The sequence below is a fragment of the Planobispora longispora genome (assembly GCF_016863135.1).
Lineage (GTDB): Bacteria > Actinomycetota > Actinomycetes > Streptosporangiales > Streptosporangiaceae > Planobispora > Planobispora longispora.
Genome location: NZ_BOOH01000058.1, coordinates 1 through 24,492, shown reverse-complemented (window position 1 = coordinate 24,492; position 24,492 = coordinate 1). Strand labels below are relative to the sequence as shown.

At 72.0% G+C, this 24,492-nt stretch carries 20 protein-coding genes; 7 read left to right on the top strand and 13 right to left on the bottom strand.

Going from position 1 to position 24,492, the window contains the following annotated elements; translation table 11 throughout:
• Positions 1 to 121: 121 nt before the first annotated feature.
• Both Plo01_RS33495 and Plo01_RS33490 read right to left on the bottom strand, forming a co-directional pair.
• Positions 122 to 2,503 (bottom strand): WD40 repeat domain-containing serine/threonine protein kinase, encoded by a 2,382-nt coding sequence (locus Plo01_RS33495; RefSeq protein WP_203894769.1) that lies wholly within the window; start codon positions 2,501 to 2,503, stop codon positions 122 to 124.
• Between the two features lie 158 nt (positions 2,504 to 2,661).
• Entirely contained in the window at positions 2,662 to 3,999 is a 1,338-nt protein-coding gene (locus Plo01_RS33490) for a benzoate/H(+) symporter BenE family transporter (RefSeq protein WP_203894768.1), read from the bottom strand.
• 90 nt (positions 4,000 to 4,089) lie between these two features.
• On the opposite strand from Plo01_RS33490, the gene Plo01_RS33485 reads away from it, so the two are divergent.
• On the top strand, positions 4,090 to 4,827 hold the full coding sequence (locus tag Plo01_RS33485) for a helix-turn-helix domain-containing protein (RefSeq protein WP_275415447.1): 738 nt from the start codon (positions 4,090 to 4,092) through the stop codon (positions 4,825 to 4,827).
• Here Plo01_RS33485 and Plo01_RS33480 read toward each other — a convergent pair.
• Positions 4,796 to 5,575, bottom strand: a complete 780-nt coding sequence (locus Plo01_RS33480; protein WP_203894766.1) for a DUF4287 domain-containing protein — start codon at positions 5,573 to 5,575, stop codon at positions 4,796 to 4,798. The genes Plo01_RS33485 and Plo01_RS33480 overlap by 32 nt on opposite strands.
• Before the next feature lie 356 nt (positions 5,576 to 5,931).
• Between Plo01_RS33480 and Plo01_RS33475 the strand changes: the two genes are divergently transcribed.
• Complete coding sequence (locus tag Plo01_RS33475; protein ID WP_239317572.1) at positions 5,932 to 7,152, top strand: MFS transporter; 1,221 nt, start codon at positions 5,932 to 5,934, stop codon at positions 7,150 to 7,152.
• 162 nt (positions 7,153 to 7,314) lie between these two features.
• Here the strand turns inward: Plo01_RS33475 and Plo01_RS33470 are convergent, their stop codons facing one another.
• The 3 genes from Plo01_RS33470 to Plo01_RS33460 form a co-directional block, all read right to left on the bottom strand.
• The gene (locus Plo01_RS33470; RefSeq protein WP_239317570.1) at positions 7,315 to 8,847 is read right to left on the bottom strand and encodes a cellulase family glycosylhydrolase; all 1,533 of its coding nucleotides are present in this window, start codon (positions 8,845 to 8,847) and stop codon (positions 7,315 to 7,317) included.
• Positions 8,848 to 9,370: 523 nt separating this feature from the next.
• Positions 9,371 to 10,987 carry an RICIN domain-containing protein gene (locus Plo01_RS33465; protein WP_203894765.1) on the bottom strand — a complete coding sequence of 539 codons (1,617 nt, stop codon included), beginning with the start codon at positions 10,985 to 10,987 and terminating at the stop codon, positions 9,371 to 9,373.
• A 290-nt stretch (positions 10,988 to 11,277) separates the two neighbouring features.
• On the bottom strand, positions 11,278 to 12,000 hold the full coding sequence (locus Plo01_RS33460) for a TioE family transcriptional regulator (RefSeq protein ID WP_203894764.1): 723 nt from the start codon (positions 11,998 to 12,000) through the stop codon (positions 11,278 to 11,280).
• A 91-nt stretch (positions 12,001 to 12,091) separates the two neighbouring features.
• Here Plo01_RS33460 and Plo01_RS33455 point away from each other — a divergent pair, with 91 nt between their 5' ends.
• Positions 12,092 to 13,249 (top strand): erythromycin esterase family protein, encoded by a 1,158-nt coding sequence (locus tag Plo01_RS33455; RefSeq protein ID WP_203894763.1) that lies wholly within the window; start codon positions 12,092 to 12,094, stop codon positions 13,247 to 13,249.
• A gap of 34 nt (positions 13,250 to 13,283) precedes the next feature.
• On the opposite strand, the gene Plo01_RS33450 is transcribed toward Plo01_RS33455, so the two are convergent.
• Positions 13,284 to 14,027, bottom strand: coding sequence for an MBL fold metallo-hydrolase (locus Plo01_RS33450; protein ID WP_203894762.1), 744 nt, complete (start codon positions 14,025 to 14,027; stop codon positions 13,284 to 13,286).
• 248 nt (positions 14,028 to 14,275) lie between these two features.
• Here Plo01_RS33450 and rho point away from each other — a divergent pair, with 248 nt between their 5' ends.
• Entirely contained in the window at positions 14,276 to 15,475 is a 1,200-nt protein-coding gene (gene rho / locus Plo01_RS33445) for a transcription termination factor Rho (protein WP_203894761.1), read from the top strand.
• Positions 15,476 to 15,485: 10 nt separating this feature from the next.
• Here rho and Plo01_RS33440 read toward each other — a convergent pair whose 3' ends face one another.
• From Plo01_RS33440 to Plo01_RS33420, 5 genes are all read right to left on the bottom strand, one after another.
• Positions 15,486 to 16,022: a hypothetical protein gene (locus Plo01_RS33440; RefSeq protein ID WP_203894760.1), complete on the bottom strand. Its 537-nt coding sequence runs from the start codon at positions 16,020 to 16,022 to the stop codon at positions 15,486 to 15,488.
• 36 nt (positions 16,023 to 16,058) lie between these two features.
• The gene (locus tag Plo01_RS33435) at positions 16,059 to 16,601 is read right to left on the bottom strand and encodes a GNAT family N-acetyltransferase (RefSeq protein WP_203894759.1); all 543 of its coding nucleotides are present in this window, start codon (positions 16,599 to 16,601) and stop codon (positions 16,059 to 16,061) included.
• Entirely contained in the window at positions 16,598 to 16,870 is a 273-nt protein-coding gene (locus tag Plo01_RS33430; protein WP_203894758.1) for a type II toxin-antitoxin system TacA family antitoxin, read from the bottom strand. Before Plo01_RS33430 ends, Plo01_RS33435 begins: the two co-directional genes overlap by 4 nt.
• A 130-nt stretch (positions 16,871 to 17,000) precedes the next feature.
• Positions 17,001 to 17,450 carry a hypothetical protein gene (locus tag Plo01_RS33425; protein ID WP_203894757.1) on the bottom strand — a complete coding sequence of 150 codons (450 nt, stop codon included), beginning with the start codon at positions 17,448 to 17,450 and terminating at the stop codon, positions 17,001 to 17,003.
• Between the two features lie 47 nt (positions 17,451 to 17,497).
• Positions 17,498 to 18,979 (bottom strand): hypothetical protein, encoded by a 1,482-nt coding sequence (locus Plo01_RS33420; RefSeq protein ID WP_203894756.1) that lies wholly within the window; start codon positions 18,977 to 18,979, stop codon positions 17,498 to 17,500.
• 112 nt (positions 18,980 to 19,091) lie between these two features.
• Here Plo01_RS33420 and Plo01_RS33415 point away from each other — a divergent pair, with 112 nt between their 5' ends.
• Both Plo01_RS33415 and Plo01_RS33410 read left to right on the top strand, forming a co-directional pair.
• Positions 19,092 to 20,021 (top strand): putative RNA methyltransferase, encoded by a 930-nt coding sequence (locus tag Plo01_RS33415; protein WP_203894755.1) that lies wholly within the window; start codon positions 19,092 to 19,094, stop codon positions 20,019 to 20,021.
• A 169-nt stretch (positions 20,022 to 20,190) separates the two neighbouring features.
• Entirely contained in the window at positions 20,191 to 21,957 is a 1,767-nt protein-coding gene (locus Plo01_RS33410) for a S9 family peptidase (RefSeq protein WP_203894754.1), read from the top strand.
• Between the two features lie 105 nt (positions 21,958 to 22,062).
• On the opposite strand, the gene Plo01_RS33405 is transcribed toward Plo01_RS33410, so the two are convergent.
• A complete protein-coding gene (locus tag Plo01_RS33405; protein WP_239317568.1) occupies positions 22,063 to 23,604 on the bottom strand; it encodes a PP2C family protein-serine/threonine phosphatase in 1,542 nt (513 codons plus the stop codon).
• 122 nt (positions 23,605 to 23,726) lie between these two features.
• Between Plo01_RS33405 and Plo01_RS33400 the strand changes: the two genes are divergently transcribed.
• The coding region (locus Plo01_RS33400; RefSeq protein WP_203894753.1) for a HAMP domain-containing protein at positions 23,727 to 24,492 on the top strand (766 nt) is incomplete at its 3' end.

Sequence of the window (24,492 nt, the reverse complement as noted above, 5' to 3'; positions counted from 1 at the left end):
ACCCGCCGGCGCGAGAACGGACGAGGCTCCGGGAGGCGGCGGCATCGCCTCCCGGAGCCTCGTCCGTCCCTCGGCGCCGGTAGTCGTCCGCGTATCAGGGGCTCGGGACGCTCTTGTGCCGTCAGGCGGTGCGCAGGCTGCCGACGTCGTACACGAACACGTCGTTGCCGGCGGCCACGGCCAGGACGGCCCCGTCGCGGCTGAAGGCCACGGCATGGATCTGGCCGTCGGACAGTGGCTGGCGGAACCGGCGCCGGGTGGCGACGTCCCACAACAAGACGCCGTTCTCGTTGGTCCCGGCGGCGAGGAGGGTCCCGTCGGGGCTGGCGGCCATGGTGTTGACCGTCGTCCCGGCCCCCTTGAACGTCTCCCCCGCGGGTTTGCGGGAGGCCACGTCCCAGACCCGCACGACCTTGTCGTATCCCGCGCTCGCCAGCGTCTTCCCGCCGTCGAGGAACACCACCGCGTTGACCAGGTCCTTGTGCCCGGTCAGCGGGCCGCCCACCGCGCTGCCGTCGGAGACACGCCAGAGCCGTACCGTGTTGTCCCATCCCGCGGAGGCCAGCAGGCGTCCGTCCGGGCTGAAGGCCGCGTTCTTGACCAGCTCCTTGTGCCGCATGGACGCGCCGACCTGCGAGTAACCGGAGGTCTTCCAGACCCGGACCCATTCGTACCCGCTGCCGGTGACGAACCGCGCGCCGTCGGGGCTGAACCCCGCGAAGACGGAGCCGATCACGGACTTCGGCACACGCTTCCTGCGCCTGGAGGCGACGTCCCATACGTGCGTCTCGGTGTCACGCACCCCGCCGACGCTGATCAGCGTGCGGCCGTCCGGGCTCAGCGCCACACCCTCGACGTAGAACTCGCGGTCGCGGAGCTCCCCGAGCGAATCGCCCGAGGGCACCTCCCACAGCCGGATCCGGCCGTCCCAGCATCCGGCGGCCACCATGCGGCCGTCGGCGGAGATCGCGAGGCCCTGCACCGACTGGCCGTTGCGGAGCACCAGAGGCTGGCCGCCCGGCTGAATCAGCCCGGACGGGCTCGGGGTGGCGGACGGGGAGGGCGAGGGAGAAGCCGACGACCCGCCGGTGGGCGAGGTCCCCGGGGTGGCCGGGGGCGCGGGGGTGCTCGCCGCCCCCGTGCCGCCTCCGGGCCGGGACCCGATCGTGCCGTCGCCCTCCCGCAGGTAGCGGGGGAGCAGGATCGCGGCTCCCGCCACCGCGCCGGTGGCCAGCGCCGCTCCCCCGCCGATCAGGAGGTTCCGCCGGGTGAGCCCGCCGGGGGGCCGCTCCTGGGGCGGGCTCCCGGGGGGTGGTCCCCACCCGGACGGGCCCGTGGAACGCGCCCCCATGGAGGACGGGTCGGTGGAGTACGACGCCATCGGAGAAGGACCGGCGGGGGGTGGTCCCCACCCGGACGGACCGGTGGAATGCGCTCCCACCGGCGACGGACCGGTGGAGTACGGCGGCACCGGCGACGAACCGGTGGGATGCGGCCCCGCCGGGAAGGGCGCCGGGAAGGGCGCCGGGAAGGAGGCCGGATCCGGAGCCGGGGACCCCGGGGGCACCGGGCGCGGGAGCGGATCCGGTGCGGAGGGCCCGCGAGGAGCGGGGGGCGCGGCGGGACTCCCCATCCGGCCCATGGCCGTGACCAGCAGGTCACCGGTGGAGACCGGCAGGTCGGAACGGCCCGTCCCGTGGCCGGTGATGAGGCCCAGCAGCACCTGCTCGGCCGCGGGCCGGTTCCCCGGCGCCTTGGCCAGGCACCGGCCGACGATCTCCCGCAGGCCGTCCGGGAGGCCGGTGAGGTCGCTCTCCTGGTGGAGGATCCGGTACACCAGGGCCGCGATGGCGATGTCGCGGCCGAACGGGGTCCTGCCCGTCCCGGCGAACAGGATGGTCCCGGCCCAGCTGAACAGGTCGGAGGGCGGGCCCACCTCCTCCCCGGAGAGCTGCTCGGGCGACATGTACGGCGGGGTGCCGACCACGCTGGCGGAGGTGGTGGTCATGGTCATGCTGCGCGCGATGCCGAAGTCGACCACCCGGGGCCCGTCCGGGCCGAGCAGCACGTTGGCGGGCTTGAAGTCGCGGTGGACGATTCCGGCGCCGTGGATCGCCGCCAGGGCGGTGGCCGTGCCGATCGCGAGCCGTTCCAGGTCGCGTGCGCCGAGCGGTCCGCGCGAGCCGACCCGCTGCTCCAGCGACTCCCCCTCGATGAACTCGCTCACCACGTACGGCCGGTCTTCCTCCGTACCGGCGTCCAGGATGGGCGCCGTGCAGAACTGGGGCACCCGGCGGGCCGCCTCCACCTCGCGGAGGAAGCGCTTGTGGTTCCTCGGATCACCGGCGACGTGACTGTGCAGGACCTTGACGGCGACCCGCGCGCCCGCCGGGGACTCGCCGAGGTACACCACCCCCTGCCCGCCCGTCCCCACCCGCCCGAGCAGGCGGTACCCCCCGATCCGGGATGGTTCGTCCGGCCGCAGGGGATACGGTTCCGACACGTCTGCCTCCCGGCGTCTCGTGGTCTCGGGATCGATGCGGGTGGCGGGGGCGGCCGGCCGGGTCGATCACATCCCAGAATAGGCAGTTTGCGGCGGAAGCGAGGCAGACACCGCCCGGTCCCCGGTCTCCGGTCCATGGCCCCGCTCCGGGGCCGAGTTCAGGCCCGCGCCCGGTCCCGCTCGGGATTCGGATCGGGGCCGGGGTCCGGATCACGGCCGGAGCCGGAATTCCGGCCGGGAACCGGACCGGGGATGGGAGCCGGGCCGGGGACGGAGGCCGGGTCAGGGACGGAGGCCGGACCCGGGTCAGGGGCCGAATCGGAACCGGAGGCCGGTACGGCCTGCGGCGCCCTCCTCCCCCGGTGCAGGAGCGTCATCAGCCCGCCCGCGACGAGCCCCCAGAAGGCCGCGCCCACGCCGAGCACGGTCACCCCCGACGCGGTGACCGCGAAGGTGACCACCGCGGCCTCCCGGCCCTCGGGGTCGGCGACGGCCGCGGTGACCGCCGAGGCGAGCGCGCCCAGGAGGGCGAGTCCGGCGACGGCCTCGATGAGCACCGGAGGGGAGAGCAGGACCAGGGCCGTCGCGAGCCCGGCCCCGACCCCCAGGAGGATCATCGAGATCCCCGCGGTGGTGGAGGCGATCCACCTCCGCCCCGGATCGGGGTCGGCGTCCGGCCCGGCGGCCAGGGCGGCGGTGATCGCGGCCAGGTTCACCGCGTGCCCGCCCAGGGGGGCCGCGGCGGCACTGGCCAGGCCCGTGCCGACGAGCAGGCCGCGCAGCGGCGGGCGGTAGCCGTACCCGGCCAGGACCGCCATGCCCGGCACGTTCTGCGCGGCCATCGTGACCAGGAAGAGCGGGACCGCGATGCTGATCATCGCCGGGGTGCTCCAGGACGGCGCGGTCAGCTCGACCACCGGCCGCACGTCCACCGCGTCCAGCCCCGGCCCGGTGAGCGCGATCGCCGCGACCGCGACCAGCAGCGCGCCCGGCACCGCCCACGTGCGGGCCACCCGGCTGAGCGCCGCCCAGACCAGCACGACCGGGACGGCCAGTTCCGGCACCTCGACCAGCGCCCTGACCGGCGCGACGCACAGGTCGAGCAGGACTCCGGCGAGCATCGCCCCGGCGATCGGCGCCGGGATGGCCGCGATCCAGCGACCCAGGACGGGGAAGAGCCCGGCCACGACGATGAGCAGGCCGCAGACGGCGAACGCGCCGACCGCGGCGGGGAAGCCCCCCTCGACGGCCCCGGTGGAGACCAGCAGCGCCGCACCGGGGGTGGACCAGGCGACGGCGATCGGCGTGCGCAGCCGCACGCTCAGCCAGATCGCCGTCCCGCCCACGGCCACGCAGAGCGCGAGCAGGCCGGAGGCGGCCTGGACCTGGTCGGCGCCCACCGCCCGGAGCCCGGCCAGCACGACGGTGAAGGAGCTGGCGAACCCGACCAGCGCGGTCACCACCCCGGCCAGCGCCGGCTGCAGCAGGCGGTTCATCGTCGTCCTCCTCCGGCGGGTCGGGGCGATTCGCCCCCTCGTACCGATCGTTCCGTAAACGGAACGGCCGTCGTGTTGCACGATAGCCCTATGAAGCCCGGACCACAAAATCCTCGTCCGACCTCGGACGCCGACACCTCAGACATCGGTCGGCGAATCCGCAGGTTGAGGGAGGAGCGCGGCATCTCCCTCTCGGAGCTCGCCCGGCGGGCGGGCGTCGGCAAGGCCACGCTCTCCGGTCTGGAGAACGGCACCCGCAACCCGACGCTGGAGACCCTCTGGACGGTGACCGCCCAGCTCGGCGTGGGCCTGGCCGCCGTGGTCGACACCGGTCCCGTCGTGCACGGCACCGCCGTACAGGGCGTGCTGCTCCACGCCTTCGAGGAGGAGGGCGCCGCCTACGAGCTCTACCGCCTGTTCTTCCCCGCAGGCTCCGCCCAGACCTCCCCCGCCCACCCGGAGGGCGTCACCGAGCACCTCACCGTCTTCGCCGGGACCCTGCGCGCGGGCCCGGCCGACGCCCCGCTGACGGCCGGGCCCGGCGAGTACGTCACCTGGCGCTCCGACGTCCCGCACACCTACGCCGCCCTCGGCGAGCACGACGTCCACGCCAGCCTCCTGATCCGCTACCCCCGGAAGCGGAGCGAGCGCCGGGAGACTCCGGGCGAGCCGGCCCGGCAGACTCCGGATCTCCGACCGCACGAGGGACTGCACGGAGCGCCGTACGAGGACGAGGACCTCTCTGAGAGGGGATCCTCATCCTCGTCGTGGCGGTCCGCCGCCCCGTCTCCGGGGATCAGCCCTCCAGGAGCTTCTTCAGGGCGGTGACACGCTCGCGCCAGTACGTCTTCATCTCGGCGGCCGACGCGGCGTCGGAGAGCTTGCCGTGCTGGAGGCCGAGCTGGGTCTTCTCCTCGCCCTTGGCGACCACGCCGACCGTGATGGCGGCCCGGCCCTCCCAGTTGGCGGTGACGGACTTGCCGGGGCGTGAGGTACGGACCTCGAAGGGGGCGTCCGGCAGCCACCGGGCGCGCAGGTCGTCGTCGGTGAACGCCTCGATGATCCGTTCGGCCGGGACGTCGATGGTCTTGCTCGCGCTGATCGAGAAGTCGCCGGCGCGCGACTGGCCGGGAGCGCGCAGACCGCGTGCCCGCTCGTAGGCGACGGTGACGCTCTGTGCCCACCAGCCCGGGACGCCGTGCTCCTCGACCAGCCAGCGGGCGATCTCCCCGTGCGGGCGGGCGGCGGCGCCCCAGGCGTCGAGGAGCGCGAACCACTCGTCGTGGGAGCGGCCGGTCCGCGCGACCATCGCGTCATCGGAGACCGTCGCGTCACGGACGGCGTCCGGCTGATCCGCGGCGGGGGCGGAGACCGGCTCCCCGGCGGAGGCGGCGGCCGGCTCCCCGGCAAGGGCGGCGGCCGTCTGCTCTTCGGGGGCGGAGGGGTCCGCGAGCCGTCCGGCGGGCTCGTCGCCGGGGACCTCGGGCACGAGGTGGCGGCGGGCGGCGGAGTAGCTCTCGCCGGTCTTGGCCATGCGGGCGCGGACGCGGCTCTTGAAGGACTTGTTGCTGGTCATCTCATGCTCCTGGACACGGCGTCGCGCCGGGACTCACGCTCCCGCCGCCCGGCCGGATCAAGGGCATGTGCAACCGGCGTCCCGAGAACTCCAGGGCCCCCTTTACCTCCGCGAGCCGGTGGCGTGAGCGCCGGTGAAGGAGGTCGGGCGCGGGAACCACGCCTGATTCAAAGCTACCTTCCGGCGCCGACACTTTCGACCCCCGATCGAAGCGCGAACGGTTCTTTGACCGGAACGCGAACGGTCCTGCGCCGGAGCACGAGCCGGTCCTACGTCCGAGCACGAGCCGGTTCCACGCCGGGGCACGAGCGACCCCGCGACAGGAGCACGAAGTTCGCAAACGTAATATTCAGCCCATGACACCACGGTCCAAAGCCATGATCTTCTGGACCACCGGTGTCCTGGCCTACGTCATCGCCGTCTTCCACCGCCAGTCCCTCGGCGTCGCGAGCATCGAGGCCGCCGCCCGGCTCGGCGTGGGAGCGGCCGGACTCTCCCTGCTGGCCATGCTCCAGCTCCTGGTCTACGCGGGCATGCAGGTGCCCGTCGGCGTGCTGGTCGACCGGTTCGGCTCCAAGCGCATGCTGGTCACCGGGGCCGCGGTGATGGCCTGCGGCGAACTGGTCTTCGCCTTCGCGGGCGGGCTGGCGGGCGGAGTCGCCGGCCGGGCGCTGATCGGGTGCGGCGACGCCATGACGTTCATCAGCGTGATCCGGCTGGTGAACCTCCACTTCCCCGCGCACCGCAATCCGGTGCTGGTCCAGCTCACCGGCATCATCGGACAGCTCGGCGCGATCGCCTCGGCGGTCCCGCTGATCCACTCCCTGCGCTCGTACGGCTGGACGCCCACCTTCCTGGGCGCCGCCGTCCTCGGCGCGGTGGCCGTGGTCCTGCTCCTGACGGTCCTGCGCGACTCCCGGCCGGAACACGCGGCCGACGCCCCTCCCGGGCTGAAGGCCGCCTGGGCCGAGCCCGGCACGCGCCTGGGCATGTGGACCCACGCGGCAACCCAGTGCTCGGCCGCCGCCTTCCTCCTGCTGTGGGGGTATCCGTTCCTGGTCCAGGGGCAGGGGCTGTCCCCGTCCACGGCGGGTGTGCTGCTGTCCGCGCTGACCCTGTGCGGCATGGTCTGCGGGCCGCTGCTCGGCTACCTCGCCGGGCGCTTCCCGTTCCACCGCTCCCGGCTGGTGCTCATCGTGATCGGCACCACCGCCGCAGCGTGGACCGCCGTGCTCGCCTGGCCGGGACGGGCCCCGCTCTGGCTGCTCGCGGTGCTCGTGGTCATCCTGGCGGCCAACGGCCCCGGCTCGATGATCGGCTTCGACTACGCGAGGACCTTCAACCCCGCCGCCCGGATCGGCGCGGCGACCGGCATCGTCAACGGCGGCGGCTTCGTGGCCTCCATGTCGGTGATCGCCCTGATCGGCGTCGTCCTCGACCTGAACGGCGGGACCGGCCTGGAGTCCTTCCGCTGGGCGTTCGCCGTACAGTATCCGGTCTGGCTGCTCGGGGCGGTCCAGGTCCTGCGCTACCGGACGGTCGTCCGCCGCCTGCAACCCGCCGCCCAGAACTCCTGAATCCCGGCGGCCCGGGCGGGTTCCGGCCGAGACGGCGAAGAGGCCCGCCCCGGATCGCGGGGCGGGCCTCTTCTTTTTGGGGAAGCCGGGTCGGAGAGGACCCGGGGACGGGCTACGGGAGGAGCCCGTCGGCTGGATCGGCCGGGAGGGGAAGCGGCCGGATCAGCTGGTGGGGAAGTTGTCCGCGGTGCGGATGCGGTCGCGGATGAGAGCGCCCGACTGGGTGAGCACGCCGGTGCCGGTGTAGACGCCGCCCGAGCAGGTGCCGGCCTTGAAGGCGGCGCTGCCCTCGCCCGCGTCCGAGTACGTCCAGTTGGCGTAGCTGATCTTCAGCCTGTCCATCAGGTCGAGCCACGCGGTGGTGCTGGCGACGTCGACCGCGCCGTCCCCGCTGGCGCTCACCGTGCCGAACTCGCTGACGAACACCGGGAGCTTCGCGGCCGCCTGGCTCAGCGTGGACCGGTAGTTGTCCTTGTGCGAGGCGGCGTAGAAGTGGAAGGCGTACATGATGTTCTTGGCGTTGACCGGGTTGTTGACGATCTCGGACTCGTTGGAGCCGTCCGAGACGCCCAGCGAGGACCACCCGCGGGTGCCGACGATGATCACGGCGTCCGGGTCCGCCGCCCGGATCACCGGGATGACCTGCTCGGCGTAGCTCTTGATCGACGCCCAGCTCACCCCGTTGGGCTCGTTGGCGATCTCGTAGATGACGCCCTTCTTGCCGGCGTTGCGCGCGGCGACCGAGGCGAAGAAGGTCTTGGCGCGGGCCAGGTTGTAGTTGGGGTCACCCGGCGTCAGCGTGTGGAAGTCGATGATCGAGTACAGCCCGCGGGCCTCGGCCATGTCGACGTACTTGTTCACCAGGTCGGTGAAGGCGGCCGGGTTGGTCTCGTACCCCTGCTCCTGCACGTACATCGAGACCCGGAACAGGTCGGCCTTCCAGTCGCTCGCGAGGGCGTTCAGCGAGCTGTCGTTGTAGCACCTGGAGAACCACTGGATGCCGTGGGTGCTCATGCCGCGGAGCTGGATCGGGCGGTTGTACTGGTTGCACAGGTCGACACCGCACACGTGCAGCGGACCGTTGATCGCGAGCGGGGTGCCGGTGCCCGGAGCCGCGGTGGGGGTCGCCGTCGGCTTGGGGGTGACCGTGGGGGTCGCCGTCGGCTTCGGAGTCGCGGTGGGGGTCGCCGTCGGCTTCGGAGTCGCGGTGGGGGTCGCCGTCGGCTTGGGGGTGACCGTGGGCGTCACGGTCGGCTTGGGGGTGGCCGAGCCGGTGCACGTGACGCCGTTGAGGGTGAACGACGTCGGCGCCGGGTTGCTCCCGTTCCAGCTGCCGTTGAATCCGATGTTCGTCGACGCCCCGGTGGCCAGCGACCCGTTGTAATCGAGATTCTTGGCGGTGACGGCGGCGCCGGTCTGGCTGTAGGTCGCCGACCATCCGTACCCGACCTTCTGGCCGGAGTTCGGGAAGGCGAAACCGAGCGTCCAGCCCTTGATGGGGTCACCGAGGTTCTTGATGCTGATGTTGGCGGTGAATCCGCCCTGCCAGCTGTTGGTGGTGTAGGTGACCGCGCAGCCGGCGGCGGTCGCGGCGCCGGCGGCCGGCATGGCCGTCAGCGCCCCGAGGACGAGCCCGGTGGTGGCGCCGATCGCCAGGAGACCGCGGGCTCGGCGCGGGCGCAGAGGGGATTTCACAACAGTGGCCTTTCGCGTTCGAGGTGAGCCGTCGCGGGAGACCGCGGACGGCTCTTCGGGCGCTCTGTACTTCACGGACCGGTGAGGTCGGGGCCGCTTCCGCCCGCGCACCGCGAGGTCCGGAGCGATTTTTACCAGTTTGTGAGGTATAGGCCGCGAAAAAGCCGGGATTACGGTCACCGCCCGCCCGCCGAAAATCCCCGTGACGGCCAGCGTTTTCCCTGCTCACCGCCGTGATCACGACGCTGCCCGCCGATCTCCCCCGCGATGAAAGTTTCAGGGAGGGCGCGGCGACTGGCATCATCGACGCCGGTGACCTCGCGCCCCCCACGCCGGTGACCGCCCTGACGGGCGTCGTCCTCGGCCCGCACGGCGGAAGCGGCCCGGGGCGCTCATGAGCAGGGCCTCTCTCCCTCACGGTCAGGGTGAGGGAGAGAGGCCCGTGGCGGGCGCTCTCCCGCGAACGGTCAGGATGCGCGGGGGAGCAGCCGTGCCGGGAACGGGGAACGGGGAACGGGGAACGCTACGGGATCCGGTCCGCTCCGGTGACGCCCGCGCCCGCGGCCGGCGGGGCCGGGGAGGCGGGGCCGGCCGAGTAGGAGTACGGCGGCGCCGCGACGCCTCCGTCGGCGCGCAGCCAGTCACTCTGGACCTTGCCGCTGTCCTGCGCCCGGGTGATCGTGGCCGGGTCGTAGAAGTTGCTGCCGGTCCAGGTCAGCTTGGTGTCGCCGAAGTCCTCGGTGATGGTCTTCGCGCCCTTGACGTAGTTGCTCTCGGCGTAGACCTGGCCGCCCACGCCCAGTCCGATGAAGTAGTCCTCGACGTCCACGTAGTTGGCGAACACGTGGGCGTAGCCGAAGCGCACCCTCGGGTGGCGGGTGTTCGACCCGTCGAACCAGTTGTGGTGGTAGGTGACGCGCAGGTAGCCCTCGTCCTGCGCGCCGTTGCCGTCGCTGTGGCCCAGCAGCATCGACTTGTCCGTGGCGATGAACCGGTTATAGGAGACCGTCACCAGGTCGGACCCGCGCTTGACGTCCACCGAGCCGTCGGCGGACGTGTGGAAGGTGTTGTGGTCGACCCACACGTGGTGCGAGTAGCACTGCACGTTGACCGAGTCGTCGGCGGAGTTCCGGAACGTCAGGTTCCGGATGATCACATTCCGCGTGTGCGTGAACTTGTCCCTGTTGGCGGGGCTGCAGAGATCGCCGCCCCAGGCGACCTCGTCCGGGCCCCAGCCGTTGACGTCGAACCCGAACCCGCTGATCGTCGCGTTCGTCCCGACGCCGATGACGGTCTTGTTCGAGCCGACGTCCAGCATCTTGGCGCCGGTGCCGGTGCCGGTGATCGTGCCCGACACGCGGACGACGCGGGGCGTGTCGTCGGCGACGGCCGCCGCCAGCTGCGCGTAGGTGCTGACGGTCACCGTCTCGCCGCCGGCGCCGCCGCTCGTTCCGGTGCGGCCGTACCCGGTCAGGGTGGCGAAGCCGACCAGGCCGTCGGCGTTGCCCGGGGAGCCGGTCGGCGTCACCGTGGGGGTGACCGTGGGCGTGGCCGTAGGTGTCACGGTCGGCGTCGCCGTGGGGGTGACCGTCGGTGTGGCCGTCGGCGTCGCGGAGCCCGCCGGGACGAACCTCCACTGCTTGCTCGTGGCCGAGTCGCAGGAGTTCTGCTGGACCAGGGCGCCGGAGGCGGTCGAGTTGTCCTTGATGTTGAGGCACTTGCCGCCGTTGGCGTTGACGACCCGGTAGTCCGCCCCGGCGGCGGTCGGCTGCCACGTCTGGGACGAGGCCCCCGAGCAGGCCTCCTGCTGCACGGCCTTGCCCGCGGAGGTGCTGGCGTCCCTGACGCCCGCGCACCTGCCGCTGTGGGCCGCCTTGAGCTGGAAGCCGCCGCCGACGGCGGTCAGGTTCCAGGTCTGGGAGGAGTCCCCGTCGCAGGCGGACTGCGCGAGCTGCACCCCGTCGGAGGCGCCGGCGCCCGGAACCTCCAGGCACAGGCCGCTGCCCGCGTTGACGAGGGTGTACGCGCCGGGTGCCGGGGCCGCGGCGGCCGAGGCGGCCGTCCACCCGGAGGCGGCGAGCGCGCCGATGACGGCGATGGTGGCCGCCGCTGCCGCCCTTCTGTCGAATCTGCTCTTCAAGCCGAGCTCCTTGCTGGTCCAGCGGGTCCTGGGACCCGCGTCTGGATTCCCCCCAGCGAGCACTCACTGTTCACACGAGCTGTTCACACGAGCGAACGCACGCTTGTTCGGCGCGCAGGCAAACCATAAGGAAAGCGTTTTCCCACTGTCAATGGACCATGAAATTTCCATGACGGGACCGTCCGTACGACCAGGCGGATCGTGTACGGCCGCCAACCGCCAGCCGTCAGCCGTCAGCGGAACCGGCCCGCGTCAGCGCGGCCGTCATCGGCTCACCGTCAGCGCGGCCGTCACCGGGCGCGGAGGTAGGCGTCCAGGTCGGCGGCGCCCGCGAGCATGGCGCGGCCCCGGGCCGACAGCCGGGCGTGCCAGTCGCGCAGAGCCGACTCCAGTGGGGCGACGCCCCCGGCGGAGCGGACCTGGGCGATCAGCGGGGCGATCTGCTCCAGCAGGTAGCCGCCCCGCCTGAGCTGATGCACCAGCCGGGCGTCCCGCACATCGGCCGCGCTGTAGACCCGGTAGCCCGTCTGCGGATCGCGGCGCGGCCGGACCAGCCCGGCGCTCTCCCACTTGCGCAAGGTGGCGGGACGGATGCCGAGCCTCCTGGCCAGGGGTCCGATGAACGTGTCACCGCCGGACGTGCCGTCACCGGACGCGCCGCCGCCGGATGTGCCGCGGCGCTCCTGCGGCACGGGCGCCAGATCGCGGAGCGCGACCTCGACGGCCTGGAGGGTGCGGCGGTCGTCGAGGAGCTGGCCGTGGCTCTCATCGATGATCCGCAGCGCGTCCTCGACGGCGTCCCGGTTGACCGCCTGCATGATCGACGCGGCCGTCTGGTGACCGTGCCCGGGCACGAGGGCGAGGAACGCGCGCAGGGCTCGCGCGTGCAGCGGCGTGTAGGTGCGATAGCCGTGGGCGGTGCGTCCGGCGGCGGGCAGGATTCCGGCCTCCTCGTAATTCCTGATCGCCTGGGTGGACAGGCCGTGCTCGCGCGCCAGGTCCACCGGCCTCATGGATGCACCACCGATTGAAGGTTTCTCGCACTGAAAGCGGGCTTCTTCCAGGACAAGTTTACACCGTTTGTTCAACGATACCGTTGAAGGCATGGACATCAAGGACACGGCCCGGCCGCTCGACGGCGCGGGCGTCTCTGCGTTCCTCCGGTCGCTTCCCGCCGAGCCCCTGCTGCTCGGCCTGGGCGAGGCCCGGCACTTCGTGGCGGAGCTGGGCGAGCTGCGCAACGAGATCTTCCGGCACCTGGTCGAGCACGAGGGCTACCGGTCGTTCGCCATCGAGAGCGACTGCCTCCGGGGCCTCGTGGTGGACGACTACATCGCGACGGGCGCGGGCACGCTCGACGACGTCATGGAGCGCGGCTTCAGCCACCGCTTCGGCACGATCCCGGCCAACCGCGAGCTCGTGCGCTGGATGCGCGCCTACAACGAGGAGCACGACGAGAAGCTCCGGTTCTTCGGCTTCGACGGCCCGCTGGAGTATTGGGCGGAGAGCCCGCGCCAGGCGCTCACCGCTCTCCACGCCCTCCTCGACGACCCGCTCCCCTGCACCATGGAGACCCTCGACGAGCTGCTCGGCCCGGACGACCGGTGGACGAACGAGGCCACGGTCATGGACCCGTCCCAGTCGATCGGCCAGTCCGCCGACGCCCGGCGGCTGCGGCTGCTCGCCGACGACCTGGTGGCGCTGCTCGACACCCAGCTGCCGCGGCTGAGCGCGGAGGACCGGGAGCGGGCGGCGCTGTACGGGCGCACCGCCGTCGGCCTGCTCCGCTACCACCACTGGCTGGCCGACGCGTCCCCGGCGCGGATGGCGCGGCTGACGGGCCTGCGGGACGCGATGATGGCCGCCAACCTGCGCGCCGTCGCCGAGCGGGGGCCGGCCCTGGTCTTCTGCCACAACCTCCACCTGCAGCGGGTCAGGAGCTCCATGCGGCTCGGCGACCTGCCGGTGGAGTGGTGGAGCGCGGGGGCGATCACCGGAGCGCACCTGGGCGACCGGTACGCCTTCCTGTTCTCCGCCTTCGGCACGGTCGGCGACGACACCCCGCCCCCGGACACCGTCGAGGGCGTCCTCTCCGCACTCCCGTGGGACCACGCGCTCATCGACACCCGCCGCCTGGCCGAGGCCGTCACGGAGTCAGCGCCGCGCGTCTCCCACGATTTCGCCTATTTCCCACTGGACCCGGCCCAGCTCGGCATGATCGACGGCGTCGTCTTCCTCAAGGAGGCCGTCCGGCTGGACTGACCGGCGCGCCGACCGGGCCGAGGAGGCGGCGGGGTCAGCCGAGCCTGATGAACGGCTCGTCCAGGTGGGCGGTGCCGATCAGGCCGCCCTCCGCCCTGACCCGCTCCAGCACCTCGGCGCGGGTCCTGGCCGCCAGCTCCGAATCGTCGTCGTAGAGGTAGGGCACCCCCGGATCGGCCAGCTGGGAGGGGTGCAGCAGCAGGTCGCCGGTGAGCGCCAGCTCGCCCACCCGGACGATCTGGTGACCCGGGGTGTGACCGGGGGCGTGGATCACCCGGATGCCGGAGAACAGGCCCGCGTCCCCGTCGACCACCCGGACCCGCTCGCCCAGCGGGCGGACGATGTGACCGAGGATCGCCTCGGAGGCCGCGTCGATCTCGGTCCGCTGCAGGACGTACTCGGCGTTGGGGAAGGCGGGCACGCCGCCCGTCACGGCCCCGCCCGCGTGGTCGCTGTGCAAGTGGGTGATGACCACCGCCTCCACGTCCTCCGGCGCGCTCCCCACCCGCGCCAGCTCGGCCGCCAGCGACCCGGGAACGGGGGCCCATCTCGCCGCCGGAGAGTCCGTCGCGCCGATCCCGGTGTCCACCAGCACGGTCCGGCCCGCCGCGTCACGCAGCAGGTAGCAGCGGAAATGCAGGATCCACTCGCCGTCGTGGTGGCAGCCGCCCGGGAACATCTCCGGCAGCGGCCGCCGGATGGTGCCCCCCATCGGTCCCACGGCGTCGCGCAGCGGGAACACCTCGACACCGGCGACCGTTATGGGCTCATAGGACATGCGATCTCCTTGTGACGGTGATCGGGCATGTTACTGTGATATCGGGTGTGACGCACCGCAGGCTGAGCCGCGTGCGACCGATCCGCCCTTCTCTCTCATTCCGTGCCTCGCGCGGCATGCGTCATCGTGCCCTGCGCCGCACGCGCTTCTGCTGCCGCGCATCCCGCGCGGCACCCGTTCTCCCCCGCGTATCCCTCGCGGGATTCCCAGGACGCCGTCCGTGTCCGTTCCCATGAAAGGTCGCCCATATGACCGTGGAAACCATCGTCAAGAAGCCCCCGCGTCGCCGCAGGAGCGATGCCTCGCCCCCGTCCCCCGCCCCCGTCGTCGCCGGCGTCCCCGCCCCCGGACCGGCCCCCGATCCCGTCCCCATCGAGATCGTCTCGGGCCTCCTCGACGTGCGCGACAAGGTCGCGCACCTCAGAACCGACGGATATCTCCCCGGCCGCGCCGATGTGAAGGTCCCGCTCGCCCAGGTCAGGCAGTACGGCCTGCGCCCCGGCGACCACGTCGTCGCCGCCGCGCGCAGGCCCTACGACAGGCTGGTCGAGGTGCGCGCCGTCAACGGCGCCGCGCCCGGCGGCCCCCGCCCGCACTTCGCGGACATGACGCCGGTCCACCCCAGCGAACGGCTCCGCCTGGAGACCGAGTCGGTGACCGGCCGGGTCGTCGATCTGTTCGCCCCGGTCGGCAAGGGCCAGCGCGGCCTGATCGTCGCCCCGCCCAAGGCGGGCAAGACCCTCGTCCTGCGGGACCTGGCCGCCGCGGTCTCCCGCAACCACCCGGAGGCCCACCTCATGGTCGTGCTCGTCGGCGAGCGGCCCGAGGAGGTCACCGAGATGCGCGAGTCGATCAGCGGGGAGGTCGCCGCCTCCACCTTCGACCGCGCCGACCGCGACCACACGGCGGTCGCCGAGCTGGCGATCGAGCGCGCCAAGCGCCTGGCGGAGTCCGGCCGGGACGTGGTCGTCCTGCTCGACTCGCTGACCCGCCTGGCCCGCGCCTACAACAATCTCGCCCCGGGCGGCGGCCGTACGCTCGCCGGAGGCCTGGACGCCGCCGCGCTCCTGCCTCCGCGCCGGTTCTTCGGAGCCGCCCGCAACCTCCGCGACGGCGGCTCGCTGACCATCCTCGCCACCGCCCTCGTCGAGACCGGATCCCGGATGGACGACAACCTCTTCGAGGAGTTCAAGGGCACCGGCAACATGGAGCTGCGCCTGCGCCGCGACCTCGCCGACAAGCGTCTCTACCCCGCCGTGGACCTGGACGCCTCCGGCACCCGCCGCGAGGAGATCCTCCTCGACCCCGACGAGCGGCTGCTCACCTGGCGGCTCCGCCGCACCCTCGGCGGCCTGGACAGGCAGCAGGCCCTGGAACTCCTCACCGAACGCCTCCGCGAGACCCCCTCCAACGCCGCCTTCCTCCAGCAGGTCCGCCAGACCACCTGATCCGGCGCCCTCAGTCCATCCGGTGAACGACCGTCTCCTTGCCCGCCCCGACAGATCGGAGCGCGAGCATCATCAGGAGCACCGCGACGAGCTGGCAGAGGTCTCCGACCAAGAGCGATGATCCACGTGACCCCCACATACCCGTGGACCCCTCTATGGCGTCCGCCAGGAAGAGCAGGGGGCGGACGCCGTACACCGGGACGAGGACGACGGCGAGAAGCCTGACGACCATCCGGCCCGTCTCCGGCCTGCCCCGCCGGGCGGCCAGCAGGCACGCCCCGAGGCCGAGCAGGACGTGCGGCGCGGCGCCGAGGGCGAAGGCCGGGGCGCCGTGGATGTACTCGTCCAACCACACGGTGATCTTCATCCTGCGGCCGCCGGAAAAGAGCTGGGCCATCCCGTAGATGTCACCCGGATCGCCGTACTCCTCCGGCGGTGCCAGCAGTTCCTGGATCCAGACCAGCAGATCCGGGATCCGCAGGAAGACGGCAGGAGCCGCCGACCAGAGCACGGCGGCGGCCCAGAGCCATCGAGATCGTCGCGTCACGGCGGGCAACTCCAGGGACGTGGGACGACGATCCGATCACGTCCCGACGGGGCCCTGACCCGGCTCAACACTTGCCGCAACGGCCCGCCGAAGATCCTTGATCCTGAGAATCAGCTGGAGGGGATCGGCCGGGCTATTCTCGAACCGGGCCAGACGCAGGCAGAAGTCCCGGGCCGACTCGTCCTCACAGTGGATCAGCAGAGCACGAACGCCGATCCGATCCGCTACCGACATCACTCGGCGCATCGCATCCGTGACCAGCGCCCGCCCGAGGCCTCTGCCCTGAGCACGGAGATCGACACCCAGCCGGGCCAGGAGCACCACGGGCTGGGCGTACAGCCCGACACCCTTCAGCCACCTCACCGGGACCTCATCCGGCCTGACCTGCCCCGCCGTCAGCGCGTAGTAGCCCATCACCTCATCGGCGTCCACGTCGCGGACCGCATAGACCCGCGCCGTTTCCGCAAACTGGGACTGCAACGCCTGGCGCCGCAACCAGTCATTCTGCGCCTGCGAACCGCAGTCGAACTCCTCCAGCCGATGATCCCGGTCGAGGCGCTCGACGGCCGCGAGCTTCATTCGAGCTCATCGAGGATGGTCGGCGTGTTGAGCAGCTCACGGAGCCCGGGGACATCCCGAGCCGGCTCGTTCACCATGGTGTCGAAGGCCGCCCACTGCTCCGCGTTCAGCCGGAAGACCGTACGGTCGGCCAGCGTGTGACGGGCCGCGAGGGTCGCGGTGTCAAGGATGAACGCCGACACGGACATGCCCGCCTCTTCGCTCGCGGCCTCAAGCAACCGCTTCGTCTTGGCGTCCACCCGCAAATTGATGCGCTCATCCTTGGTCACAGGCTCAGCGTACGTACATTGTGCAGTCACGGAGAGCACAGTACACCGACGTTTACCTTATGGTAAACGCACCATTACTCTCCGTCATCGACCCGTCTGCCGCTCACCGCCCGGTGAAGGCGGTGGCGGGTCACCGGGGCCAGTTGGCGACGGTGGAGGCCTTGATGGGGTCGGTGTAGCAGCTGAAGATCCCGTTGGTCTTGTAGCTGACCAGGCAGACCCTGACGTCCACCCGGCTGACCTCGCCGTCCGACGACAGCTTGAAGTTCTTGGAGGAGCAGGTGTAGCGGACCTGCGACCAGCCGGTGCCGCCGCTCTTGTAGTGGAACCGCGCCCGGATGTAGGCGCAGTGGCCGGAGTGGCGGTCGCGGTCGTACAGCTTGCCGGAGACGACGAACCGCTCGGACTTGAAGTCGCTCAGCCAGACGTCGGCCTTGGCGTAGCCCCCGTGGCCGCTCTTGGACTGGACCGGGCCCCAGTGGTGCACGCGGTCTCCGGCGGCGGCCTGCGCCGTCCCGGTCAGCCCTCCGGCGAGCACGAGCGCCAGCAACCCACCACCGATGACAGTTCTCTTCCTCATGGAAACCATTTGTACCGGTAGCCACTTGAAAGCGACTTGCGTCCCGCTTATCGCCTCTTAGATGGATAAATCATGACAAGGAACTGCTCCAGCCCGCCCTCCCGCAGATCCTCGCCGCCGCGCGAGTGGACGCGGACCCGGTAGTCGCCCCTGCCCGCGACGGTGAGGTCGATCAGCCGCCTGCCCCCGTAGAAGTCGACGAACGTCAGGCGCCCGCGGGTGCTCCGGTAGGAGATCTCCTTCACCTCGTCCCAGCCTCGCCGTTCCAGCGGAGGCCTGCGGTCGTAGACCTCGGCCGTGACGCACACGGTCGCGAACTCCTCGGCGACCGTCACCTGCAGGACTCCCGGTTCGGCTCCGACAAGGCTCTCCACCCACAGCGGAGGGGACTCGATCAGTTCGAACTCGTCCTCCTCAAGGGCGACGAGCGCGTTGTAGTCGGTCTCCACGGTGCCCGTCGCCCGCCGCACCGGCCTGATCAGCGGACGGTGCCGAGGATAGGCCGCGCAGATGTCCTCCAGCGCCGCCCGTTCCCGCTCCTCGGCCAGCCGCTCCTTCCCCTCCCTGACCTCCCTGATCGCGACCGCCTCCGGGCAGATCGCCTCCAGCGACTGGGCCAGGTTCACGCTGTACTCCAGTCCTGCCTCCTCGTACGCCGAGGAGTCGTACGCGTCCCGACCGGCCCGCGCCACCGCGGCGCAGAGGTGACGGCCGTAGGCGAGCACCTGCTCGTCCGGCATGTCCGCGAACTCGGAGAGCCCGCCGTACTCCCCCATGGGACCACCCCTGATCTCGCAGAGGAACCTCGCCTCTCCCTTCAGGTCCTCGATCGGGGAGCCGTCGGCGTCGTGGCAGATCTCAAAACCGGAGATCAGGCCCGGGACGGTGTCCGAGACGGGAAGGAAGAGCAGCGACGGCACCATGAGGAGGCTCAGCGCCACCCGGGCCACGGCGGAGCGGCGGGCACGCGGCCGCCGTACGGCGCACAGCATGAGCATCAGGCAGGCGAAGACGGCCAGAGCTTGTCCGAAGGTGCTGGACAGGATGGCGGGACCGCCCCACATCTCCAGGCAGTTGGTGCTCCGTGCGGCGTCCAGCACGGCGTCCACCAGGGTCGGCAGGAGTGGAGGGAAGGTGACCAGCCCGACCACGGCGACGGCGGTCCACGTGACGATCCGACCGATCCGTGGCCGGCCTCGCAGGTTCCCGATCAACCACGCCGCGAAGGAGACCAGCACGAACGGCAGGCTCCCGAACCAGAAGAGGGGGATGGCGGAGACGACTTCGAGGATCTCGTAACCGTGGTCCTCCATGAACTCGTTCCCCACGCACCTCTCCGGGTCGCCGAAGAGGACGTAGCCGTAGCTGTAGGAGTCCGGGCCGATGAACCACCAGTAGAGGAGCGGGGCCAGCGCCAGGACGAAGGCCGCGGCCCAGTGGAACCACGCCGCCCTCCGGGGCCGGAACCGCTCCCGGGACCGGTCCCGCGCCGCCTTCCCCGCGGGACTCTCCGGGGAATCTCCGGGCATGGCGGGCTCCTTCTCTCCGGGACAGACCATGATCGACTCGTTGTACGGCGAGCATCGTAGGGGCGCCGGGCGACAGTCCGGTCACGCCGCCGCGAGGCGGGATGATGGGAGCATGCTGGCTGACGTCGTCGAACACCTCATCTGCCCGGTCTGCGGAGACGGCCTGGCCCTCGGCGAGCGGGCGCTCCGCTGTCCCCGGGGGCACGCGTTCGACATCGCCAAGCAGGGTTACGTCAGCCTCCTGACCGGCTCGCAGGTGCCGGGGACGGCCGACAGCACGGCCATGGTGGCCGCCCGGGACGCCTTCCTCGGGGCGGGGCACTTCGGCCCGCTCGCGGACGCGGTGGCCGACGCCTGCCGTACGGCCCTGCGACCGGAAGACGGAAGCGGGACCCGGACGGAAAGCGGGCGCGAGACCGAGGCCAGGGCGGAGAACGGGGCCGGTATCCGGGCGGGGGAGGTGATCCTGGACGCCGGGGCCGGGACCGGCCACTACCTGGCCCGGGTGCTCGACGGCCTGCCGTACGCCGCCGGGATCGCCCTGGACGTCTCCAAGCACGCGATCCGGCGGGCCGCGCGGGCGCACGTCCGGCTGGGGGCGGTGGTGGCCGACGTGTGGCGGCCGCTGCCGGTGCGCGGCGGCTCGGCCGATGTCCTGCTGAATGTTTTCGCCCCGCGCAACGGGGCAGAGTTCGCGCGCGTGCTGCGGCGCGACGGCACGCTCATCGTCGTGACGCCGACGTCGCGGCACCTGGAGCCACTGGTGGAACGGCTGAGCCTGCTGTCGGTGGACGAGTCGAAGGAGCGCCGGGTGGCCGAGAGCCTGAGCGGTCACTTCACCGAAGCCGGGTGGAGCGCGCTCGAGTTCCCGATGAGCCTGGATCACGCCGCGGTCGAGGCCGTGGTGGGCATGGGGCCGAGCGCCTGGCATGTCGATCCCGAGGCCCTGCGACGAAGAATCGCCGAACTCCCTGAAATAGGCGAAGTGCTGGCTTCTTTTCGCATGTCTACCTTTAAACCGAACCAACGAGCAAGAGGGTGACTTGACACGCAACTTCGGGACGCATGTTACTGAAGTGGTATTTAGGCCGAAATTCCGTTATTCCACAGCGAACAGGTGAGGGAAGCGACATACTGGACGGCGATCTGGCAGGAAGCGCCCACATGTGCGCATCCAACGCCCTGATGGCCTTGACGGAGGGACGCGCTGAATGAAGGCGGAGGAACGCTGGCAGGCCAGGTTCCGGGCGCCACGCGTGACGCTGCCCGTCTGGGCGCGGAAGGCCCCCGCTCGTGCGGTGTACCGCAGCAACGCCTCCGGAGCCTGGGAGGTGTACGCCTGGGACCGTTCGGAAGGCGTCGCCCGCCAGGTGACCGCGCGTCCCAAGGGCACCTCGCACGGCACGATCGACCCCACCGGCCAGTGGGTCTGGTGGTTCGCCGACACCGACGGCGACGAGTGGGGCACCTGGATGCGCCAGCCCTTCACCGGCGGCCCGGACGAGCCCGTCGACCTCGAACCCGGCCACCCCGTCGGGATCGCCCTGGCCGAGACGGGCGACGCGGTGATCGGCACGACCCGGCCCGGCAAGGGCTTCACCGTCCACCTCGTACGGCCCGGCGCGCCCGCGAAAGTGCTCTACGAGCACATGGAGGCCGCCTCCGTGGCCGCCGTCTCCCCCGACGGCTCGCTGATCGCCGTCAACCACAGCGAGCACGGCGACGCCCGGCACCCCTCCCTGAAGGTGGTGCGGCAGTGCGGCGAGACGGTCGGCGAGCTGCACGACGGCCCCGGCAAGGGCATCGCCGGCCTGCGCTTCTCCCCCGCCCCGGGAGACCGGAGGCTGCTCGCCCTGCACGAGCGCCGGGGCCGCCGCGAGCCCCTGGTCTGGGACCCGGTCACCGGCGACCAGCGGGAGATCTGGCTGCCCGACCCCGGCGAGATCACCGCGGACTGGTACGACGACGGCCGCTCCCTGCTCATCGTCCGCGCCCACCGGGGACGCACCTACCTCCACCGCTACGACCTGGCCGGAGGCGTGCTCACCCCGATCGAGACCAAGCACGGCGTGATCGAGGCCGCCGCGCCCCGCCCCGACGGCTCCGTGGAGTACTCCTGGTCCAGCGGCGCCCATCCGCCGGTCGTCCGGTCGACCAGCGGCCAGGTCGTGGTGAACCACGCCGGGCCGTCCGCGCCGCCCTCCGTCCCGGTCGAGGACGTGGACGTCGACGGGCCGGGCGGACGCATCCACGCCCTGGTCTCGCGGCCCGAGCGCGGCGCCGGGCCGTACCCGACGATCTTCCTCCTGCACGGCGGACCGGCCTCGCAGGACGACGACTCCTTCGTGCCGCAGGTGGCCGCCTGGGTGGACTACGGCTTCGCGGTCGTGCGGGTCAACTACCGGGGCTCGACCGGGTACGGCTCCGCCTGGCGGGACGCCCTGGCCGGCGAGGTCGGCCACATCGAGCTGGCCGACGTGACCGCCGTCCGCGAGGCGATGGTCGCGCGCGGTCTGGCCGACCCGGACCGGCTGGTCCTGGCCGGCGCCTCCTGGGGCGGCTACCTCACGCTGCTGGGCCTGGGCACGCAGCCCGAGGTGTGGGCCGCGGGGCTGGCGACGGTCCCCATCGCCGACCACGTGGCGACCTACGAGGACGAGCCGGAGTCGCTGCGCGCCTACCACCGCGCCCTGCTCGGCGGCTCGCCCGCCGATCATCCGGAGCGCTACGCGGCCTGCTCGCCGATCTCCTACGTGGACCGGGTCGAGGCGCCGGTGCTGATCATGGCCGGGGAGAACGACCCGCGCTGCCCGATGCGGCAGGTCGAGGTCTACGTGTCCCGGCTCGCCGAGCGGGGGCACACGTACGAGATCTACCGCTACGACGCGGGCCACGGCTCGCTGGTCGTCTCCGAGCGCATCTCCCAGATGGCGGCCCAGCTGGACTTCGTCCGCAAGCACCTGAAGCCGCTCGACTGACCTTCCGCGGACGCCCGGAGCCGCTCCCGCCTTCCCGGGACGGCCGGTGCCGCACCGGCCCTCCCCGGACGGCCGGTGCGCTCCGCCCGCCTTCCCCGGACGGCGTCAGCGGGCGCGCAGGACCACGATCGCCATGTCGTCCGCGCTCGGCTCGGGGGCGAAGTCCTGTACGGCGCGGCGGATCCGCGCGGCGACCGCCCCCGCCGACAGGCCCACGCACTCGGCCAGCAGCTTCGCCAGCCCCCCGTCGTCGTCGAGGAGCCTGCCGCCCCGGCGCCGCTCGGTCACCCCGTCGGTCACCGCCAGGAGCACGTCGCCGTGGTCGAGGTGGACCAGATCCGCCTCGAAGGCCGCCTCGGGGAAGACGCCCAGCAGCGACTGGGAGGTCACCACCGGCTCCACCAGGCCGTTGGGCTTCAGCCGCAGCGCCTCCGGGTGCCCGGCCGAGACCAGCCGCAGCTCCAGGCCCGTGGGCACGGGTGTGATCTCCCCGTGGAGCAGGGTGAGGAACCGGGCCCGTTCGCCCTCCTCCAGGATCGCCTGGTTGAGGCGGCCCAGCACCGCGGCCACGCCGTACCCCTCCCGGGCGAGCAGGCGCAGCGTGTGGCGGGCCAGGCCGGTGACCGCCGCGGCGACCGGGCCGGTCCCGCAGACGTCTCCGACCGCGAACCGCCAGCTGCCGTCCCCGGCCGCGAACAGGTCGTAGAAGTCGCCGCCGACCTCGTTGTTCTCGCCCGCCGGCTCGTAGACCACGGCGGAGTCGAGCCCCGGGATCTCACCGGGCTCGTCGGGCGGGAGCAGGCTGCGCTGCAGCGCCCGGTTGGCCTCCGCCTGCTGGGCGTAGAGCAGGGCGTTGTCCAGGGCGAGCGCGGCCCGGCGGCCGATGTCCCCGGCGTACTGGATCACGTCCTCGGCGAAGCGGTCGGAGCGGCCCAGGCACATCGCGCCGAGCCCGCGCCCGCGCGCCAGCAGCGGGACGACGAGCACGTGGGAGTCGCCCAGCTGCATCGAGCCGCCCGTCTCCGGGATGCGGATCGTGGCGAGCTCCTCGCGCAGCCCGTCGATGCGGGACTCGTCGGTGTGCCACAGGTACGGCAGGCGCTGCGGCCCGCCGCCGTCCGTCCAGGTGTAGACCGCGCACCAGCCCGCCAGCCGGGGCACCGCGATCTGCGCGATGATCGCGGGCACCATGTCCGGGTTGAGCGTCCCGGCGAGCAGGTCGCTGGCGTCGGCCAGGAACCGGAGCCAGCCGATCGGTCCCCGGCCCGGCTCCTCCTCGGTCCACTCGGTGGTCACCTGCCCGGCGGCGCCGGGCAGCGGCAGGCGGGCCCAGTGCGTGCGGTGCTGGCCCGAGAAGCTGACGCCCCATTCCTCCACCGGCGTGTCGGGGCCGACGGGGCCCGTCTCCGCGGCGCCCTTCTGCCGCACCTCCACCTGCACGCCGTCGCCCATGTGGTTCCAGACGACCTCGAAGGCCCCGTCGACCACCTGCGCGGCGAGTTCGCCGGCCAGTCTCTCGGCGTCGGCGCGCACGGACGCGGCGGCCCAGGCGGTCATCACCTCCCTGGTGAACCGCCTGGCGGCGGGGACGGCGGTGTCTCCTGGCGCGAAGGTCGCCGCCAGGACGGCGCGGGGAACACTGGTCACTGTTCCGTGATTACCACACTTCCTACTGACGTGGGGTAAACCAATGGCAGGGTCTGTGGGTCGCGCACCGTGACAGACTGGTATAGCCCGCGGATGCCCCCCTCGGGAGTCAAGGAGGTCTAATGACCACGGCCGACGCGATGCCCGCCGATATCGAGGAACGTCGTTACACCGAGTCCGATCTGCAGCCTCTCCTCCAGACCTTGATCACCTGGAGGGACGGCGATTTCCGGCGTCGGGTTCCCCACGCGCCTCCTGGCATCCTGAGTGAGATCCGCCTGCTCCTCAACGAGGTCGCCGACCGTCGCGAGCATCTGGCCAACGAGCTCCACCGGGTCCGCCGCGAGGTCGTCAGGGAGGGCCGCTTCGGCGAGCGCCTCACCCCCGGCCCCGGCGTGGGCTCCTGGGCCGAGAGCGTCGATTCGGTCAACTCCCTGATCGACGCGCTGGTCGGACCGGTCAGCGGGGCGGCGGACGTGATCGACGCCGTGGCCAAGGGCGACCTCTCCCGCCGCATCGACCTCGACCGGAGCTCCCGCGGCGAGGTCCGCCGCCTGGGCAAGGCCGTCAACGGCATGGTGGACCAGCTCTCCCTGTTCACCTCCGAGGTGACCCGGGTGGCCCGCGAGGTCGGCACCGAGGGACGGCTCGGCGGCCGGGCGAACACACGGGGCATGTCCGGCAGCTGGCGCGACCTCACCGAGGCCGTGAACACCATGTCGAGCCGCGTCTCGGCTCAGGTCCGCGACATCGCGCTGGTCACCACCGCGGTCGCGAAGGGCGACCTGAGCCGCAAGGTCACCGTCGACGCGGTCGGCGAGATGTTCGAGCTGAAGAACACCGTGAACACCATGGTCGACCAGCTGTCCGCCTTCGCCGAGGAGGTCA

What these genes read in the sequence shown, in the direction of transcription:
- Plo01_RS33490 (WP_203894768.1), bottom strand. Translation starts at nt 3,999, where the DNA reads ATGAACCGCCTGCTGCAGCCGGCGCTGGCCGGGGTGGTGACCGCGCTG.
- Plo01_RS33485 (WP_275415447.1), top strand. Translation starts at nt 4,090, where the DNA reads ATGAAGCCCGGACCACAAAATCCTCGTCCGACCTCGGACGCCGACACC.
- Plo01_RS33480 (WP_203894766.1), bottom strand. Translation starts at nt 5,575, where the DNA reads ATGACCAGCAACAAGTCCTTCAAGAGCCGCGTCCGCGCCCGCATGGCC.
- Plo01_RS33475 (WP_239317572.1), top strand. Translation starts at nt 5,932, where the DNA reads ATGACACCACGGTCCAAAGCCATGATCTTCTGGACCACCGGTGTCCTG.
- Plo01_RS33460 (WP_203894764.1), bottom strand. Translation starts at nt 12,000, where the DNA reads ATGAGGCCGGTGGACCTGGCGCGCGAGCACGGCCTGTCCACCCAGGCG.
- Plo01_RS33455 (WP_203894763.1), top strand. Translation starts at nt 12,092, where the DNA reads ATGGACATCAAGGACACGGCCCGGCCGCTCGACGGCGCGGGCGTCTCT.
- Plo01_RS33450 (WP_203894762.1), bottom strand. Translation starts at nt 14,027, where the DNA reads ATGTCCTATGAGCCCATAACGGTCGCCGGTGTCGAGGTGTTCCCGCTG.
- rho (WP_203894761.1), top strand. Translation starts at nt 14,276, where the DNA reads ATGACCGTGGAAACCATCGTCAAGAAGCCCCCGCGTCGCCGCAGGAGC.
- Plo01_RS33435 (WP_203894759.1), bottom strand. Translation starts at nt 16,601, where the DNA reads ATGAAGCTCGCGGCCGTCGAGCGCCTCGACCGGGATCATCGGCTGGAG.
- Plo01_RS33425 (WP_203894757.1), bottom strand. Translation starts at nt 17,450, where the DNA reads ATGAGGAAGAGAACTGTCATCGGTGGTGGGTTGCTGGCGCTCGTGCTC.
- Plo01_RS33420 (WP_203894756.1), bottom strand. Translation starts at nt 18,979, where the DNA reads ATGCCCGGAGATTCCCCGGAGAGTCCCGCGGGGAAGGCGGCGCGGGAC.
- Plo01_RS33415 (WP_203894755.1), top strand. Translation starts at nt 19,092, where the DNA reads ATGCTGGCTGACGTCGTCGAACACCTCATCTGCCCGGTCTGCGGAGAC.
- Plo01_RS33410 (WP_203894754.1), top strand. Translation starts at nt 20,191, where the DNA reads ATGAAGGCGGAGGAACGCTGGCAGGCCAGGTTCCGGGCGCCACGCGTG.